Source organism: Pseudomonas batumici, assembly GCF_036585405.1.
GTDB classification, from domain to species: domain Bacteria; phylum Pseudomonadota; class Gammaproteobacteria; order Pseudomonadales; family Pseudomonadaceae; genus Aquipseudomonas; species Aquipseudomonas batumici.
Map to the genome: position 1 here is coordinate 4468150 of NZ_CP144470.1, position 17372 is coordinate 4485521.

The 17372-nt window shown below is 62.3% G+C and carries 17 protein-coding genes and 1 pseudogene; 12 read left to right on the plus strand and 6 right to left on the minus strand.

The annotated features are described in order from the left end of the window. The first annotated feature begins 22 nt into the window (after window positions 1-22). From NUH87_RS20245 to trpE, 6 genes and pseudogenes are all read left to right on the plus strand, one after another. A pseudogene (locus NUH87_RS20245) lies at window positions 23-1269 on the plus strand (ABC transporter permease). 12 nt (window positions 1270-1281) lie between these two features. Next, window positions 1282-2106 (plus strand): ABC transporter permease, encoded by an 825-nt coding sequence (locus tag NUH87_RS20250; protein ID WP_338522458.1) that lies wholly within the window; start codon window positions 1282-1284, stop codon window positions 2104-2106. Between the two features lie 108 nt (window positions 2107-2214). Next, window positions 2215-3363: an iron-containing alcohol dehydrogenase gene (locus NUH87_RS20255; RefSeq protein WP_338522459.1), complete on the plus strand. Its 1149-nt coding sequence runs from the start codon at window positions 2215-2217 to the stop codon at window positions 3361-3363. Window positions 3364-3480: 117 nt separating this feature from the next. Continuing rightward, window positions 3481-4155: a ribulose-phosphate 3-epimerase gene (rpe, locus tag NUH87_RS20260; RefSeq protein WP_338522460.1), complete on the plus strand. Its 675-nt coding sequence runs from the start codon at window positions 3481-3483 to the stop codon at window positions 4153-4155. Continuing rightward, a complete protein-coding gene (locus NUH87_RS20265) occupies window positions 4152-4967 on the plus strand; it encodes a phosphoglycolate phosphatase (RefSeq protein WP_338522461.1) in 816 nt (271 codons plus the stop codon). The genes rpe and NUH87_RS20265 overlap by 4 nt, the downstream gene beginning before the upstream one ends. 70 nt (window positions 4968-5037) lie before the next feature. Further along, window positions 5038-6519 (plus strand): anthranilate synthase component I, encoded by a 1482-nt coding sequence (trpE, locus tag NUH87_RS20270; protein ID WP_338522462.1) that lies wholly within the window; start codon window positions 5038-5040, stop codon window positions 6517-6519. Between the two features lie 73 nt (window positions 6520-6592). On the opposite strand, the gene estP is transcribed toward trpE, so the two are convergent. Next, the gene (gene estP / locus NUH87_RS20275; RefSeq protein WP_338522463.1) at window positions 6593-8470 is read right to left on the minus strand and encodes an esterase EstP; all 1878 of its coding nucleotides are present in this window, start codon (window positions 8468-8470) and stop codon (window positions 6593-6595) included. Between the two features lie 428 nt (window positions 8471-8898). Here estP and NUH87_RS20280 point away from each other — a divergent pair, with 428 nt between their 5' ends. From NUH87_RS20280 to NUH87_RS20295, 4 genes are read left to right on the plus strand one after another with little or no spacing between them, the layout of a single operon-like run. Further along, the gene (locus tag NUH87_RS20280) at window positions 8899-9492 is read left to right on the plus strand and encodes an aminodeoxychorismate/anthranilate synthase component II (protein WP_338522464.1); all 594 of its coding nucleotides are present in this window, start codon (window positions 8899-8901) and stop codon (window positions 9490-9492) included. 9 nt (window positions 9493-9501) lie between these two features. Beyond that, the gene (gene trpD / locus NUH87_RS20285; RefSeq protein ID WP_338522465.1) at window positions 9502-10551 is read left to right on the plus strand and encodes an anthranilate phosphoribosyltransferase; all 1050 of its coding nucleotides are present in this window, start codon (window positions 9502-9504) and stop codon (window positions 10549-10551) included. Then, entirely contained in the window at window positions 10548-11387 is an 840-nt protein-coding gene (trpC, locus tag NUH87_RS20290) for an indole-3-glycerol phosphate synthase TrpC (protein WP_338522466.1), read from the plus strand. The genes trpD and trpC overlap by 4 nt, the downstream gene beginning before the upstream one ends. Before the next feature lie 27 nt (window positions 11388-11414). Continuing rightward, window positions 11415-12116 (plus strand): lipoate--protein ligase family protein, encoded by a 702-nt coding sequence (locus NUH87_RS20295; RefSeq protein WP_338522467.1) that lies wholly within the window; start codon window positions 11415-11417, stop codon window positions 12114-12116. On the opposite strand, the gene crp is transcribed toward NUH87_RS20295, so the two are convergent. Beyond that, a complete protein-coding gene (gene crp, locus NUH87_RS20300) occupies window positions 12113-12757 on the minus strand; it encodes a cAMP-activated global transcriptional regulator CRP (protein ID WP_338522468.1) in 645 nt (214 codons plus the stop codon). The two genes, NUH87_RS20295 and crp, sit on opposite strands and share 4 nt — an antisense overlap. Before the next feature lie 221 nt (window positions 12758-12978). Here crp and NUH87_RS20305 point away from each other — a divergent pair, with 221 nt between their 5' ends. Continuing rightward, window positions 12979-13401 carry an OsmC family protein gene (locus tag NUH87_RS20305; protein ID WP_338522469.1) on the plus strand — a complete coding sequence of 141 codons (423 nt, stop codon included), beginning with the start codon at window positions 12979-12981 and terminating at the stop codon, window positions 13399-13401. 77 nt (window positions 13402-13478) lie between these two features. Beyond that, window positions 13479-14273 carry an adenosylmethionine decarboxylase gene (gene speD, locus NUH87_RS20310; protein WP_338522470.1) on the plus strand — a complete coding sequence of 265 codons (795 nt, stop codon included), beginning with the start codon at window positions 13479-13481 and terminating at the stop codon, window positions 14271-14273. 75 nt (window positions 14274-14348) lie between these two features. Here speD and coq7 read toward each other — a convergent pair whose 3' ends face one another. The 4 genes from coq7 to NUH87_RS20330 all read right to left on the minus strand — a co-directional run bounded on the left by coq7 (window position 14349) and on the right by NUH87_RS20330 (window position 17325). Beyond that, complete coding sequence (gene coq7, locus NUH87_RS20315; RefSeq protein WP_338522471.1) at window positions 14349-14996, minus strand: 2-polyprenyl-3-methyl-6-methoxy-1,4-benzoquinone monooxygenase; 648 nt, start codon at window positions 14994-14996, stop codon at window positions 14349-14351. Between the two features lie 118 nt (window positions 14997-15114). Next, window positions 15115-15453 (minus strand): histidine triad nucleotide-binding protein, encoded by a 339-nt coding sequence (locus NUH87_RS20320; RefSeq protein WP_040064873.1) that lies wholly within the window; start codon window positions 15451-15453, stop codon window positions 15115-15117. Window positions 15454-15516: 63 nt separating this feature from the next. Continuing rightward, entirely contained in the window at window positions 15517-16305 is a 789-nt protein-coding gene (locus NUH87_RS20325; RefSeq protein WP_338522472.1) for an SDR family oxidoreductase, read from the minus strand. Window positions 16306-16365: 60 nt separating this feature from the next. Continuing rightward, entirely contained in the window at window positions 16366-17325 is a 960-nt protein-coding gene (locus NUH87_RS20330) for a DUF805 domain-containing protein (RefSeq protein ID WP_338522473.1), read from the minus strand. Between the last annotated feature and the right edge of the window lie 47 nt (window positions 17326-17372).

The following is a 17372-nucleotide window of genomic DNA, read 5'->3' on the forward strand; positions in this document are numbered from 1 at the left end:
TATAAGAATTCCGGAGTTCGCCATGGCCCTCACCGTTCCTCTGAACGAGGTCACCAGTCCCACCTTGAAGCAGCGCCTGGCGCGTGCCGAGCGGGTCAACCGCTGGAAGGCCCAGGCCTTGATTGCACCGCTGGTGCTGTTTCTGTTGCTGGTGTTCCTGGTGCCGATCGTGGCGCTGCTCTATAAAAGCGTCGGTAACCCGGAAGTGGTCGGCGCCATGCCGCGCACCGTGGCCGCCGTCGCCGCCTGGGACGGCAAGAGCCTGCCCGGCGAGCCCGTCTACAAGGCCTTGAGCGAGGACCTGGGCGACGCCCGCAAGAACCAGAGCCTGGGCGATCTGTCCAAGCGCCTGAACATGGAACTGGCCGGCTATCGCAGCCTGCTGACCAAGACCGCGCGTGCCCTGCCGTTCAAGACCGAACCGGCCTCCTATAAAGATGCACTGGAAGCCCTCGACGAACGCTGGGGGATCCGGCGTACTGGCAGGCGATCCGCCGCAATACCAGCAGCATCACCCCTTACTACCTGCTGGCGGCCGTCGACCATCGGATCGACGACCTCGGTGAACTGGCCCCGGCCACCCCCGACCAGGCAATCTACCTCGATATCTTTGCCCGCACCTTCTGGATGGGGCTGGTGATCACCGCCATCTGCCTGGTGCTGGCCTACCCGCTGGCCTACCTGCTGGCGAACCTGCCGTCACGGCAAAGCAACCTGTTGATGATCCTCGTGCTGCTGCCGTTCTGGACCTCGATCCTGGTGCGGGTTGCGGCCTGGATCGTGCTGTTGCAATCCGGCGGCCTGATCAACAGCGCCTTGATGGCCATGGGGGTGATCGACAAGCCGCTCGAGCTGGTCTTCAACCGCACCGGGGTCTACATCTCCATGGTGCACATCCTGCTGCCGTTCATGATCCTGCCGATCTACAGCGTGATGAAAGGCATCTCGCCGACCTATATGCGCGCGGCGATTTCCCTGGGCTGTCATCCCTTCGCCAGCTTCTGGCGGGTGTATTTCCCGCAGACCTATGCCGGCGTGGGCGCGGGCTGCCTGCTGGTGTTCATCCTGGCCATTGGTTACTACATCACCCCGGCATTGCTGGGTAGCCCGAACGACCAGATGGTCAGCTACTTCGTGGCCTTCTACACCAACACCAGCATCAACTGGGGCATGGCGACCGCCCTGGGCGGCCTGCTGCTGCTGGCGACCGTGGTGCTGTACCTGATTTACAGCCGGTTGGTGGGCGCAAGCCGCCTGAGCCTGAGCTAAGGAGAATAAGAAATGCTGAGCCCCTACATGTCGCCCGTCGAGCGGGTCTGGTTCTACAGTTTGCGCATCCTGTGCGGGCTGATCCTGCTGTTCCTGATCCTGCCGGTGCTGGTGATCGTGCCGCTGTCGTTCAACGCGGGCAGTTTCCTGGTCTATCCGCTGCAAGGTTTCTCGCTGCACTGGTACCAGGACTTCTTCGCCTCGGCGGAATGGATGCGTTCCTTGAGGAACAGCATGATCGTGGCCCCGGCGGCCACGGCGCTGGCGATGGTCTTCGGGACCCTGGCGGCCATCGGCCTGACCCGTGGCAACTTCCCGGGCAAGCCGTTGGTGATGGCCCTGGTGATTTCGCCCATGGTGGTCCCGGTGGTGATCATAGGCGTGGCCAGCTACCTGTTCTTCGCGCCCCTGGGGCTGGGCAACAGCTTCGTTTCGTTGATCGTGGTGCATGCGGTGTTGGGCGTGCCCTTTGTGATCATCACCGTGTCGGCGACCTTGCAGGGTTTCAACCACAACCTGGTGCGCGCCGCCGCGAGCCTGGGCGCATCGCCACTGACGACGTTCCGCCGGGTGACCTTGCCGCTGATCGCGCCGGGGGTGATTTCCGGGGCGCTGTTTGCCTTTGCGACCTCGTTCGACGAAGTGGTGGTGACCTTGTTCCTGGCCGGCCCTGAGCAGGCGACCCTGCCCCGGCAAATGTTCAGTGGCATTCGTGAGAACCTCAGCCCGACCATCGCCGCGGCCGCCACCTTGCTGATTGCCTTCTCGGTGATCCTGCTGCTGACCCTGGAGTGGTTGCGCGGACGTAGCGAGAAATTGCGTACCACCGAGATGTGAGGAGGGCGCCAGCATTCGATCTTGAATTCATCTTCTGGATGACAGAGGAAAGCCAATCCCGGTTATGCTTGCCCGTGCCCTGATCATCACGACAAGAAGGCCGCGAGCATGAGCATTTCCTCATTCAAGATCGCCCATAAACTGATCACCGGCCGTGGCGCCATCGAGCAATTGGCCGATGAGCTGACCCGGCTGAATGTCGACCATCCGTTGATCGTGACCGATGCGGCACTGGTCAAGTCAGGGACTGTCGAGCTGGCGCTGGCTCACCTGGGTGGGCGCAGCTATGAAATCTTCGACCGCGTGCTGCCCGACCCGGAAATCGCCATCGTCGAGGACTGCATGCGGGTCTACCGCGAAGGCGGGCATGACGGCCTGATCGGCCTGGGCGGTGGCAGCGCCATCGACATCGCCAAGAGCGTCGGTGCCTACGCCGGTTATCACGGGGCCCTGGAGGACCTGTTCGGTAGCGACCAGGTGCCACGCAAGGGGCCGCCGCTGATCGCGATTCCCACCACCGCCGGTACCGGCTCCGAGGTGACCAATGTCGCCATTCTTTCCGACAAGCAGGCCCAGCTGAAAAAGGGCATCGTCAGCGATTACCTGCTGCCGGACGTGGCGCTGGTCAGTCCGCAGATGACCCTGACCTGTCCGCGCAGCGTCACCGCGGCCAGTGGCGTGGATGCGCTGGTGCACGCCATTGAAGCCTACCTGTCGCTCAATGCCTCGCCGATTACCGATGCCCTGGCCATCGGCGCGATCAAGCTGATCGCCACGGCGTTGCCCAAGGCCTACGCCAACCCGTCCAACCTCCAGGCCCGCGAGGAAATGGCCACCGCGAGCCTGATGGCCGGCATGGCCTTCGGCAATGCCGGTGTCGGGGCCGTACACGCCCTGGCCTATCCGTTGGGCGGGCGATTCAATATCTCCCACGGGGTCAGCAATGCCTTGCTGCTGCCCTATGTCATGACCTGGAACAAGATCGCCTGTGTCGAACGCATGCAGGATATTGCCGTCGCCATGGGGGTCAATGTGGCGGGCTTGAGCCGGGTCGAGGCGGCCGACAAGGCGGTCGCGGCCATGGGCGATCTATGTGCCGCCGTTGAGATTCCCGCCGGCCTTGCCAGCTTCGGCGTGCCCCTGGAGGCGATCCCGGCGATGGCTGAAGAGGCGGCGGGTACCGAGCGCCTGATGCGCAACAATCCCCGTCGGCTGAGTGCCGTGGATATCGAAAAGATCTATCGCGCGGCCTACTGAGCGCGTTCACTCAGGCATTTGCGGCCGGTACGGCCAATCCTCGCGGTTACGGTGGGCGGGGCAAAGCCGGCGGTATACAATGCCGGCCATCGTGATTCTGCTCAAAAAAGGTGCGTCATGCAGCCCTTCGCCATTGCTCCGTCGATTCTCTCCGCCGATTTTGCCCGCCTGGGCGAGGAAGTGGACAACGTGCTTGCCGCCGGTGCCGACATCGTGCACTTCGATGTCATGGACAACCACTATGTGCCCAACCTGACCATCGGCCCGATGGTCTGCTCGGCGCTGCGCAAGTACGGCATCACCGCGCCCATCGACGCGCACCTGATGGTCAGCCCGGTGGACCGCATCATCGGCGACTTCATCGAGGCCGGTGCGACCTACATCACCTTCCACCCGGAAGCCACGCTGCACGTCGACCGCTCCCTGCAAATGATCCGCGAAGGCGGTTGCAAGGCCGGCCTGGTGTTCAACCCGGCCACGCCCCTGGATGTGCTCAAGCACGTGATGGACAAGGTCGACATGGTCCTGCTGATGAGCGTCAACCCGGGCTTTGGCGGGCAGAAGTTCATTCCCGGCACCCTCGACAAACTGCGGGAAGCGCGAGCCCTGATCGATGCCTCGGGCCGCGATATCCGCCTGGAAATCGACGGCGGCGTGAACGTCAACAACATTCGCGAAATCGCCGCGGCCGGTGCCGACACCTTTGTTGCCGGCTCGGCGATCTTCAATGCGCCGGACTACCGTGAAGTCATCGAGAAAATGCGCGCCGAACTGGCGCTGGCTCGATCATGAATGGTTTCGAGCAGCTTTTTCCGGGCCGTTTGCCCAGGCTGGTGATGTTCGATCTGGATGGGACACTGGTGGATTCGGTGCCCGACCTGGCCTTGGCGGTGGATAAAATGCTGCTCGCCCTGGGGCGTCCGGTGGCCGGACTGCATGCGGTCCGCGAGTGGGTCGGCAACGGCGTGCTGGTCCTGGTACGCCGGGCGCTGGCCGGGAGTCTCGATCACTCGGGCGTCGACGACGGCGAAGCCGAACAGGCGCTGGAGATCTTCATGGACGCCTATGCCGATAGCCATGAGCTGACCCAGGTCTATCCCGGTGTGCACGAAACCCTGAAATGGATGCAGGCCCGGGGCGTGGAAATGGCCCTGATCACCAACAAGCCCGAACGTTTCGTCGCGCCCTTGCTGGATGAAATGAAACTGGGGCGGTTTTTCCGCTGGATCATCGGCGGCGATACCCTGCCGCAGCGCAAGCCCGACCCGGCGGCGCTGTTCCATGTGATGAAGATGGCCGGTATCCCGGCCTCGCAGTGCCTGTTCGTCGGCGACTCGCGCAGCGATGTGCAGGCCGCCAAGGCGGCCGGAGTCACCTGCGTGGCCTTGAGTTATGGCTATAACCATGGTCGGCCGATCGAGGAAGAGTCGCCGGCGATGGTGATCGATGACCTGCGGGCGTTGATTCCCGGTTGCCTGGAAGCGGGCGCTGAGATAATGTCGGATTCCGTTCAATCCCCTCCTGGACATGCCATCGTGGTGGTCACCCGCAAACTCTGGATGAAAGTCATCAAGGCCCTGGCCCGTTGGCGTTGGCGCGCCTGACTTGATCCTGGCCGCTCACGCGGCGCGTTTGCATACCTGACCGTTTGACCCTCAAGCCACGAGGCATATCATGACCCGCGAAGAATTCCTGCGTTTGGCCGCTGCCGGCTACAACCGCATCCCGCTTGCCTGCGAAACCCTGGCCGACTTCGATACCCCGCTGTCGATCTACCTGAAACTGGCCGACCAGCCCAACTCCTACCTGCTGGAGTCGGTGCAGGGCGGTGAGAAATGGGGCCGCTACTCGATCATCGGCCTGCCATGCCGCACGGTGTTGCGGGTGCACGATCACCAGGTCAGCGTGAGCCACGACGGCGTTGAGATCGAGCGCTGCGAAGCCGAGGATCCGCTGGCCTTCGTCGAGACGTTCAAGGCGCGCTACAACGTACCGACCATCCCCGGGTTGCCGCGTTTCAACGGCGGGCTGGTGGGCTATTTCGGCTATGACTGCGTGCGCTACGTGGAGAAACGCCTGGGCAAGTGCCCGAACCCGGATCCCCTGGGCGTGCCGGATATCCTGCTGATGGTCTCCGATGCCGTGGTGGTCTTCGACAACCTGGCGGGCAAGATGCACGCCATCGTCCTGGCCGATCCGTCCCAGGAAAATGCCTACGAACAGGGCCAGGCGCGCCTGCGGGAACTGCTGGAGCAACTGCGCCAGCCGATCACCCCGCGTCGCGGGCTGGAGCTCGACCGGCCGCCGGCCGCCGACCCGGTGTTCCGTTCAAGCTTCACCCAGGGTGACTATGAGCGCGCGGTCGACACCATCAAGGAATACATCCTGGCCGGTGACTGCATGCAGGTCGTGCCGTCGCAGCGCATGTCCATCGATTTCAAGGCCGCGCCGATCGACCTGTACCGCGCGCTGCGCTGCTTCAACCCGACGCCCTACATGTACTTCTTCAACTTCGGCGATTTCCATGTGGTCGGCAGCTCGCCGGAAGTGCTGGTGCGGGTCGAAGACAACCTGATCACTGTTCGCCCCATCGCCGGTACCCGCCCGCGTGGCGCCACCGAAGAAGCGGATCGGGCCCTGGAAGAAGACCTGCTGTCCGATGCCAAGGAAATCGCCGAGCACCTGATGCTCATCGACCTGGGGCGTAACGACACCGGACGGGTGTCCGAGATCGGTTCGGTGAAACTGACCGAGAAGATGGTGATCGAGCGTTACTCCAATGTGATGCACATTGTTTCCAACGTCACCGGGCAACTGAAGAGCGGCCTGACCTCCATGGACGCCTTGCGGGCGATCCTGCCGGCGGGCACCTTGTCCGGTGCGCCGAAGATCCGCGCCATGGAAATCATCGACGAGCTGGAGCCGGTCAAGCGCGGGGTGTATGGCGGTGCGGTCGGCTACTACGCCTGGAACGGCAACATGGACACCGCTATCGCCATCCGTACCGCGGTGATCAAGGACGGCGAGTTGCATGTGCAGGCCGGTGGCGGCATCGTCGCCGACTCGGTGCCGGCGCTGGAGTGGGAAGAAACGCTGAACAAGCGTCGCGCGATGTTCCGTGCCGTGGCCTTGGCGGAGCAGAGCGCCGAGGCGTGATCGATGAGGAAACGGCGCTTCTGGTGAGCGCCGTTTTTTTGTAAGCCGGGGCTGCTAGGCGGCCCCAACAGGTTTAGAAGTCCATGCTGACAGCCAAATTCACTCCCTGCTGCGTCAACTCGTCACTCTTGCGCCAGTTGTAATTGCCCCGCAGGTTCAACCCCTGCATCAGTTCATGACTCAAACCCAGACTGGCGCGTGTCAGGTTGCTCTGTGGCGTGTAACCGATCAGGGTGAAATGGTTTGCCGGCAAGCTGGTCAGGTGCATCGTCAGATCCTGCCGGTCATTCTCGAACTCATGCTCACGTGCAACTTCGGCGAACAACCGGGTGCCGTGTCGTACCTGATAGCCGCCCTGCAAGCCGATACCCAGGCGTCGGGACTTGCGATCCTGGTCGTTGAAGCCGAGCGCGGTGGAGAGCCCGCTCTTCTCGTCGTAGCCATTGACCCTGACCCGCGCATAGTCGGCGCCGATGAACGGCGACAACTGCCAGACGCTGCCATCGGCAGCGAGGTTGTAGCCTAGTTGGCCGCTCAGCGCCCAGGCCTTGCCATCGGTATCGCCTGCCTCACTGCGCTCGCTGACACCTAGGGCGAAGGTACGCTTGAGGTCGTGATAGTCGAGGTAACCCGCGGTCAGCGCCGCATCGGCCCACCAGCGGTTCTGGCGATACTGGGCGAAGGCCGTGGCGAGGTAGCTGTCGAGCTTGTAGTTCGAGTGTTGCTGGCCCGCCTCCAGTTTCTGCCGATAGACCCCCGCCGCCAGACCCAGGCGCCAGGCTTCGTCGAGCCGGTAGCTGCCACCCAGGGTCAGGTTATAGCCGTGACCGTTGCCACTGGCGGCGCTACGCTGGCTGTCGAAGTCCAGATCCTGGGCGCCGGTGGCGACGAATGCTTGCCACTGGTTGACCGCCTGCCAGGAGGTTTGCAACTGGTTGCGCAGTTCGTCCTGATGGGCGCGCAGGCTGGCGTGGGCCATCTCCGGCAGCAGGGTCAGTTCCCAGGGAGCGGAAATGATCGAATAGGCATAGTCGGCAATCAGTTGCTGGCCGGCGATGGTCGGATGCACCATGTCGTTGAACAGCAGTTTGGTCGGGTCTGGTGTCGCGCCATGGGCACCGTAGAGCGGATTCTCGACGCAATTTTCGCCACTGTAGCAGGTGCCGATCAGGTTCTGGTCGGTGGCCAGACCGAACTGGGCCGGGCTGACCAGGGCCTCGCCGAACAGGGCGGGGACATTCAGTGGGATGATCTCGGCTTTGATCTGACCGAGCTGGTTCACCAGGGACTGATTGAATACGCCGGACAGTTGCGACACTACGCCTTGCAGTGGTGTGCCGCTGTAGTTCGGGGTCAGGCCCAGGTCGGGCAGCAGCCAGACCATGATGTAGCGCGCTCCGCCCTGCTGCAGTGCCTGTGCACTGGCGGCCAGGCGTGCGCCGGCCGCGGCGGCGTCGGCGGCATTGGTGACGTATCCCTGGAAGAAGTCATTGCCGCCACCGGTCAGGTAGTAGAGGGCGTTCGGGTCGGCCCGGCGGCCATTGGCCAGATAGCCGGGGCGCTCGCGCAGGACCGTGCCGGCGCCAGGCTCGCCCGGCGGGATGATGAGCTGCGAGGTGCCGATGATCGACTCGAGGATCTGGTCGGTACGGTAGCCGCCGACCGACCAGTTGTTGCCATCTGGACGAGTGTCCAGGGAGGTGGAGGGATTGAGTTGGTCAGGGTCGATACCCAGTCGACCGCCGAGGATCATCGGCGAGACGGGGGCGAAGTTGCCATTGGCATCGCGGTTGGTGAAGCGTTCACCGCCGGGAAACTGCCCGGAGTCGCCGAGGCTGTCGCCAAAAGCGATCAGCGATGAATAAGGGGAGGGGGCCGCCAGTGCCTGGCCGCTGATCAGGGGCATGGCCAATAGACTCAAGGCGGAACGAAAGAAGGGCGCTTTGCGCATGCACGAAAATCCTTTTCTGGTTTTTTGCCAAAGATGGCCCGAATGACCATATCAAGAGGATGGACATGCGCATTGCAGGAGGTTTTTCCTATTTCGGTAGGATTGCTTTCGTATTGATGTGGGATTTGTTCCTTGCTGTGTGTTGCGATAATTTTCGACGATATTGCGCCCGTCGTCCCGGTAGGCTACTGTGCCGAAATGTATTGGTGAGAGTTACCCTGTGTTGATTGTCAGCAAGCTCTTGATGCGTGTTATCAAGGCCCACGCCCGTTGGCGTTGGCGCGCCTGACTTTAATCCCCTGCCGGCTCGCCCGGCCCGCCCCCGTTTGCCTTCCTGATGCTCCATCGCCGCCACTGCGGTATCGCCGTGCCCATGACCGGCGCGGGAAGGTTCGAAGCCAAAGTCAGTATTCAAGAGGTTGGCCCAGATGTTACTGATGATCGACAACTATGATTCCTTTACCTACAACGTCGTTCAGTACCTTGGTGAGTTAGGTGCCGAGGTCAAGGTCATTCGCAATGACGAGATGACCATCGCCCAGATCGAAGCCCTCAAGCCTGAACGCATCGTCGTCTCGCCGGGCCCTTGCACGCCGAGTGAGGCAGGCGTTTCCATCGAAGCCATCCTGCATTTTGCTGGCAAGCTTCCGATCCTCGGCGTATGCCTGGGCCACCAGTCCATCGGCCAGGCCTTCGGCGGCGATGTGGTTCGTGCCCGCCAGGTGATGCACGGCAAGACCAGCCCGCTGTTCCATGAGGGCAAGGGCGTGTTCGAGGGCTTGAACCTGCCGTTGACCGTTACCCGCTATCACTCCCTGATCGTCAAGCGCGAAACCTTGCCCGACTGCCTGGAGCTGACCGCCTGGACCCAGTTGGAAGACGGCTCGGTCGACGAGATCATGGGCCTGCGCCACAAGACACTGAACATCGAAGGGGTGCAATTCCATCCCGAGTCGATTCTCTCCGAGCAGGGTCACCAGCTGTTCGCCAACTTTCTCAAACAGACCGGCGGCACGCGCTAAGGAGTTTTCATGGATATCAAGACTGCCCTGAGCCGTATCGTCGGCCACCTGGACCTGAGCACCGAAGAAATGCGCGATGTCATGCGTGAAATCATGACCGGGCAATGCACCGAGGCGCAGATCGGCGCCTTCATGATGGCCATGCGGATGAAGAGCGAAAGCATCGACGAAATCGTCGGCGCGGTCTCGGTGATGCGCGAGCTGGCGGACAAGGTCGAACTCAAGACCCTCGACGGCGTGGTCGACGTGGTCGGCACCGGCGGTGACGGGGCGAATATTTTCAACGTATCCACGGCATCCGCCTTTGTCGTGGCCGCTGCCGGTTGCACCGTTGCCAAGCACGGCAACCGCGCGGTGTCGGGCAAAAGTGGCAGCGCCGACCTGCTCGAAGCCGCCGGCATCTACCTGAACCTGACACCGGTCCAGGTGGCGCGCTGCATCGATAACGTCGGGATCGGCTTCATGTTCGCCCAGACCCATCACAGTGCGATGAAGCATGCCGCCGCGCCGCGCCGCGACCTGGGCCTGCGCACCTTGTTCAACATGCTCGGCCCGCTTACGAATCCGGCCGGTGTGAAACACCAGGTGGTCGGCGTGTTCACCCAGGCGTTGTGCCGGCCACTGGCCGAAGTGTTGCACCGCCTGGGCAGCAAGCACGTGCTGGTGGTGCATTCCCAGGACGGCCTGGATGAATTCAGCCTCGCCGCGCCGACCTATGTGGCGGAGCTGAAAGATGGTGCAATAACTGAATACTGGGTTCAGCCCGAAGACCTGGGTATAAAGAGCCAGAGTCTGTTTGGCCTGGTGGTCGAGAGCCCGGCGGCGTCCCTGGAGCTGATCCGAGATGCCCTGGGGCGGCGCAAGACCGAGAACGGCCAGAAGGCCGCGGAAATGATCGTGCTCAATGCCGGTGCCGCGCTGTATGCCGCCGATCACGCCAGCAGTCTCAAGGAGGGTGTGGCTCTGGCTCACGATGCACTGCACACCGGTCTTGCCCGGGAAAAACTCGAAGAACTGGGCGCGTTCACCGCCGTATTCAAGCAGGAGAATGAAGGATGAGTGTGCCAACCGTTCTGGAGAAGATCCTCGCTCGCAAGGCCGAGGAAGTGGCCGAGCGTAGCGCCCGCGTGAGCCTGGCAGAGCTTGAGGCGATGGCCCGGGCCGCCGACGCGCCGCGCGGTTTCGCCAAGGCGCTGATCGAGCGGGCGAAGCAGAAACAGCCGGCGGTGATTGCCGAAATCAAGAAGGCTTCGCCGAGCAAGGGCGTGATCCGGGAGCACTTCATCCCGGCCGACATTGCGCGCAGCTACGAAAAGGGCGGGGCGACCTGCCTGTCGGTGTTGACCGACGTGGACTACTTCCAGGGCGCCGACCTTTACCTGCAACAGGCGCGCGCGGCGTGCAAGCTGCCGGTGATCCGCAAGGATTTCATGGTCGACCCGTATCAGATCGTCGAAGCCCGTGCCCTCGGCGCCGATTGCATCCTGCTGATCGTCGCGGCGCTGGACGATGGGCAGATGGCTGAATTGGCCAATGTGGCCAAGGGGGTCGGCCTCGACGTATTGGTGGAGTCCCATGACGCCGCCGAACTGGAGCGGGCGCTGAAGGTGTTGGATACGCCGCTGATCGGTATCAACAACCGTAACCTGCACACCTTTGAGGTCAGCCTGGAAACCACTCTCGACCTGTTGCCGATCATCCCCCGTGATCGCCTGGTCATTACCGAGAGCGGCATTCTCAACCGGGCGGATGTCGAGCTGATGGAAGTCAGCGAGGTGTATTCGTTCCTGGTGGGCGAGGCGTTCATGCGTGCGGAAAGTCCGGGCGATGAATTGCAGCGCCTGTTTTTCCCGGAGCGTGGCGCGCCGGTGGTCATGGGTTCTACCCTCGACTGACGGGCAGTTGCTATCAGGATGACGCCAATGGCCTTGCCGATTTCCCTCACCGTCGAAGCCGGCCTGCGCGCCGAACAGGATCTGCTGGCCTCGGTCTGTGCCGGTGAGCAGGATTGGGGGCTGTTGTTCTGGCAGCCCAGCGACCGCGCGCTGGTCATGCCTCGGCGCTTGAATCGTTTGCCGGGTTTCGACGCGGCCTGCGAAGCCCTGGCCGCCAGCGACTGGCCGGTATTGCTGCGGGAAACCGGTGGCGAGCCGGTGCCGCAGTCCGGTTCCACCGTCAATATCGCCCTGGTGTATGCACCGCCCCGTGATGAAGGCGACCAGCATCGCATCGAGACGGGCTACCGGCGCCTGTGCCAGCCGATCTGCGATGCACTGGATGAGTTGGGCGGTGTGTCATCCCTGGGTGAAATCGACGGCGCGTTTTGTGACGGTCGCTTCAACGTCAACCTCAATGGCCGCAAGATGGTCGGCACTGCCCAGCGCTGGCGCCAGAGCCGGGGCGGCACTCGGCCGGTGGGCCTGGTGCATGGTGCGATGTTGATCGATAACGAGCGCGACGCGATGGTGGCGGCGGTCAATCGCTTCAACCAGGCCTGCCAGTTGGAGGCACGGGTCAGGGCGCAAAGCCATGTGGCCCTGCATGAGGTCTATGCCGCACCGCTATTCCTCGAGCGGCTCAGCGAGCTGTATCAGCAGATGTTGACGGACATGTTCTGCCGCTAACGGGTGCCGAACACCACCATGGTCTTGCCTTTGACGTTCACCAGGTTCTGTTCTTCCAGATCCTTGAGCACCCGCCCGACCATTTCCCGCGAGCAGCCGACGATCCGTCCGATTTCCTGACGGGTGATCTTGATCTGCATGCCGTCGGGGTGGGTCATGGCATCGGGTTGCTTGCACAGTTCGAGCAGGCAGCGGGCGACGCGACCGGTGACGTCGAAGAACGCCAGGTCGCCCACCTTGCGTGTGGTGTTGCGCAGGCGCTGGGCAATCTGGCCGCTGAGGGCGTAGAGAATGTCCGGGTCCTGCTGGGCCAGTTCGCGGAATTTGCAGTAGCTGATCTCTGCCACTTCGCACTCGACCTTGGCACGCACCCAGGCGCTGCGCTCCTGCTCCAGGCCGGCCTGTTCGAACAGACCCAGTTCGCCGAAAAAATCGCCCGTGTTGAGGTAGGCGATGATCATTTCCCGCCCGTCGTCATCCTCGATCAGGATCGTGACCGCGCCCTTGATGATGAAAAACAGCGTTTGCGAGCGATCACCGGCACAAATGATATTGCTCTTGGCCTGATAGCGGCGGCGCTGACAATGCATCAGCAGTTTGTCGAGGTTCTTGATCTTGGGGGCGGAAGCCAGAGCAACCATGGTTGTATCCCGGAAAGACTGCACAGTGTGATTTGTTTTTTTAGGCCTAGCTGCAAGGCTGGCAGAACGCCATTCATTTGGCGCCAGCATAGCAGACGCACTCTGTCGAAATTTGTGAATTTACCCAGGTGACTGACCGGTCGTCGCCCGTTGCCGTTTTCCTGCGTGGGCGGGGCGCTGTGCTAAGCTGGGTCCCTTTTTTCAGCAGTGGAGTCTAGGTGATGAAGGCACGCATCCAATGGGCTGGCGAAGCCATGTTCCTCGGAGAGTCCGGTAGCGGGCATGTGGTGGTCATGGACGGTCCGCCGGAAAGCGGTGGCCGCAACCTGGGTGTCCGCCCGATGGAAATGGTGCTGTTGGGCCTGGGTGGCTGCAGCAACTTCGATGTGGTGAGCATTCTCAAGAAGTCCCGTCAGCCGGTTGAAAGCTGCGAAGCCTTTCTCGAGGCCGAGCGCGCCACTGAAGATCCCAAGGTGTTCACCAAGATTCACCTGCATTTCGTGGTCAAGGGTCGTGGCTTGAAAGAAGCCCAGGTCAAGCGGGCGATCGAACTGTCGGCGGAGAAATACTGCTCGGCCTCGATCATGCTCGGTGCCGCCGGCGTTGCCATCAGCCACGACTACGAGATCGTCGAACTCGGCTGAGTCGACATTCAACTATCATAAAGTCCGTGCAGACTCTGGCGATCAGTCGCCTTGGTCTGCATGGAGAGTCGTTAACGGTGAAAAGCAAACTCAAGCTCCACGGGTTCAACAACCTGACCAAGACCTTGAGCTTCAACATCTATGACATCTGTTACGCGGAAACCCCGCAGGATCAGCAGGCCTACGTCGAGTACATCAATCAGGAATACGACGCGGCACGTCTGACCCAGATCCTCACGGAGGTGGTGGATATCATTGGTGCCAACATCCTGAACATCGCGCGTCAGGATTATGATCCCCAAGGTGCCAGTGTCACGATCCTGATCTCCGAGCAGCCGGTGACCCCGACCGACAGTCAGATCGAAGAATCCCCAGGCCCGTTGCCCGAGACCCTCCTGGCCCACCTCGACAAGAGCCACATCACGGTGCATACCTACCCGGAAATCCATCCGGTCGACGGTATCGCGACCTTCCGTGTGGACATCGATGTGTCGACCTGCGGCGTCATCTCACCGCTCAAAGCCCTCAACTACCTGATTCACCAGTTCGACTCGGACATCGTCACCGTCGATTATCGCGTGCGCGGCTTCACCCGTGATGTCGAAGGCAGGAAGCACTTCATCGACCACGAGATCAACTCGATCCAGAACTATCTCTCGGAAGACAGCCGCAAGAGCTATCAGATGACGGATGTGAACGTGTACCAGGAGAACCTGTTCCACACCAAGATGCTGCTCAAGGATTTCGAACTGGACAACTACCTGTTTGGTGACGCGACCAGCAACCTGTCGCCGGAGCAGCGTGCCCAGGTGACCCAGCGGGTGAAACACGAAATGCTGGAGATCTTTTACGCGCGCAATATGCCGGCGTAGGTTTTCCGGGCAAAAAGAAGGGCGCCCCAGTGGCGCCCTTCTTTTTGGCCGCCCCTTGCAGGGGCTGGCGTGGCATCAGATCCGGTAGGTGCTCTTGGTCATGACCTTGGCCAGCAGGCTCATGCCGAACTTCACCGGTGCCGGGAAGCGAAAGCCGCCGGCGTCCAGGGCGGACTCGGCGTGCTGTTCTTCGTCGATGCGCATCTGCTCGAGGATCGCCCGGGACTTTTCGTCTTCGGCGGGCAACTGTTCCAGGTGCTCGTTCAGGTGTTTGCACACCTGGTCTTCGGTGGCGGCGACGAAACCCAGGCTCATCTTGTCGCTGATCAGGCCGGCCGCGGCGCCGATACCAAAGGACAGACCATAGAACAGCGGATTGAGCACGCTGGGGTGGCTGCCCAGTTGGCGGATGCGCTGTTCGCACCAGGCCAGGTGATCGATCTCTTCTTCGGCGGCCTTTTCCATGGCCGCGCGTACGTGGGGCAGCTTGGCGGTCAGGGCCTGGCCCTGATAGAGCGCCTGGGCACAGACTTCCCCGGTATGGTTGATGCGCATCAGGCCGGCGACGTGACGGCTGTCGTCTTCGCTCATCGGCGCGTCGGGCTGCACGATGGCCGGCGAAGGACGGTAGGGCTGGCCGCTGAACGGCAGCAGGGTGCGCATGGCGGTATCGGCTTGCAGCAGAAAACGATCAATCGGCGAGTAGTGACGTTGGGTAGTCATGCTGACCTCCGGGAAAAATCTCGGTCTGCAGTTTACCGCAATCGAGAGAGGAAGGTTTGCGTTGGGTCATGGGGCCTGTAGGAGCGAGCTTGCTCGCTCCTACACAGGGCGTGGGGTATCAGCCCGGCGGCCAGTGCATCTGGCGCTGACCCAGCACGTGCATATGAATGTGATAGACGGTCTGCCCGCCTTGTTCATTGCAGTTCATCACCACGCGAAAGCCTTCTTCGCATCCCAGCTCCAGGGCCAGGCGCTGGGCGGTGAAGAGGATGTGCCCGGCCAGGGCCTTGTCGTCTTCGGTCAGGTCATTGAGCGTGCGTACCGGCTTTTTCGGCACGACCAGGAAATGCACCGGTGCCTGCGGGGCGATATCGTGGAAGGCGAGGACCTGGTCATCTTCGTAGATGATCCTCGCGGGTATTTCTCTGTTGATGATCTTGGTGAACAGAGTATCCACAGCTGTTTCTCCGTTGGGTGAGTCGGGCCAGAGTCTGTACGGACACGGCCGTGAGTTTAAGTTTCAGCGCGGGCAATAGGCCTTGGTGGTGACACCGGCGAGCTTGCGCATCATCCAGCGTGGCACCAGGCGCGGGGCCCGGGCCAGCCAGCGGTTGCGCCAGCCGGGAATGATCACCGCCCGGTTCTTGTCCAGGGCGCGCACCGCGTATAGCGCCACCTCTTCGGGGCTCATCATCAGCCGGCTGTGGGCAAGCTTTTCGACCGCCAGCTGGGCCGTGCGAAAGAACGCGGTCCGGGTTAGGCCCGGGCAGAGCACCGACACCTTGATGCCGGTTTTCTTCAACTCTTCGCGCAGGCCTTCGGAGAAGTGCAGCACGTAGGCCTTGCTCGCGTAATAGGTGCTCATCCAGGGGGCCGGGTGAAAAGCCGCCATCGATGCCACGTTGAGGATCTGTCCGCCACCGTGTATCGCCATGAGGTTACCCAGGGTATGACAAAGTCGGGTCAGGGCCAGGATATTGACCTCGATCAGGTCCTGCTCCGTCCCCCAATCCTGGGCCAGGAACGGGCCGCAGGTGCCGAGGCCGGCGCAGTTGACCAGCAGGTCGATCTGCCGTTCGCCTTCTTCCAGTTCCAGGAGAAAGCCGGAAAGGCGCAGCGGCTCGCTCAGGTCGCAGGCGCGAAACAGCACCTCGACGCCGAAGCGCTGGGTCAACTCCAGGGCAATGGTTTCCAGCTGATCACGCTGGCGGGCCACCAGAATCAGGCTGCGGCCCCGGCGCGCCAGGGCTTCGGCCAGTGCCAGGCCAATGCCACTGGAGGCGCCGGTGATCAGGGCGTAACGGGTCATGCAGTTCTCCATCACAACGGCTCCGAGCCTTGGGACAGAGGGTCGCAGGCTCGGAAACGGTTATTCTTTCTCGTCTTTCCCATAGTCTACAGCGGGCGGAGCGGGTTCGGCTGCTGCATCGCTGGCGCTGTCGGCTTCGTCGGGGCTGACGGCGTCGCTGCTTTCGGAATAGCTGGCCGATTCCTTGTAGTAGCCTTTCTCCAGGTTGGTCAGGCCACCGGTCACGGCCGCAACGCCAAAGATGACCCCGCAGACGACCGAGAGCACGGCCAGGACCTTGACCGCGGTGCTGTTGGGCGGTGGCGGTGCGCCGTATTGGTTGGCGCCGTTGTTGCCGGGGCAGAACATCAGCACGAAGGGGAATACGCTGCCCACGAACGGTACCAGGGTCAGCAGCCAGAGCCAGCCGGACCAACCGATATCGTGCAGGCGCTGTACGGCGATCTGGATGGAAAAGACCATGAAGGCGATCAAGGCCGCGCCGCCGAGCACAACGCCGATGGTGATCGCCGTGTTCAGGGAGGCTGCCGCAGTGCCCATGGCGAGGGCGAAGATTGCGCCCGCCACCGGGAGGGTCACGAACATCAGGACCATGCTCCAGGCCAGGTAGCGCAGCCGACCGATCCGCCCGCGAGTGGTGAAGGCCTGGAGCTGGCCAAAGGCGGGAAGGGCATCCCCGACCCGGGCCTGCGGCGGGGCGTAGGGCGATTGCTCGGTCGCGGTGTCCGCCGGTGCGGTACTGGCCGGCAGGTCATCGATATCCGCCAGGCTCAGCTCGACCGCGGCCGGTTCGGCTTCCAGGCGGGCCTCGATGCCGGTCTTGCGCAGGGCTTGCAGGTAGGACTCGGCCTCGGCGGCTGAAAGGTCGCGTTTCAGGGCAACCGGCTGACCGCTGAACAGTCGCTCGATCGAAGCGGCATCGGTCTTGAACAGGGCGGCGAGGTTGTGCAGGGCGGTGGATTTATCCACACCGGCCTGCAAGGTGCCGTCGAACACAATTTTGAAGCGGTTTTCGCTCATGAAGGGCGTCCTTGTCACAAGTCATTGGCGTTGCAGTGTAAGCCTGC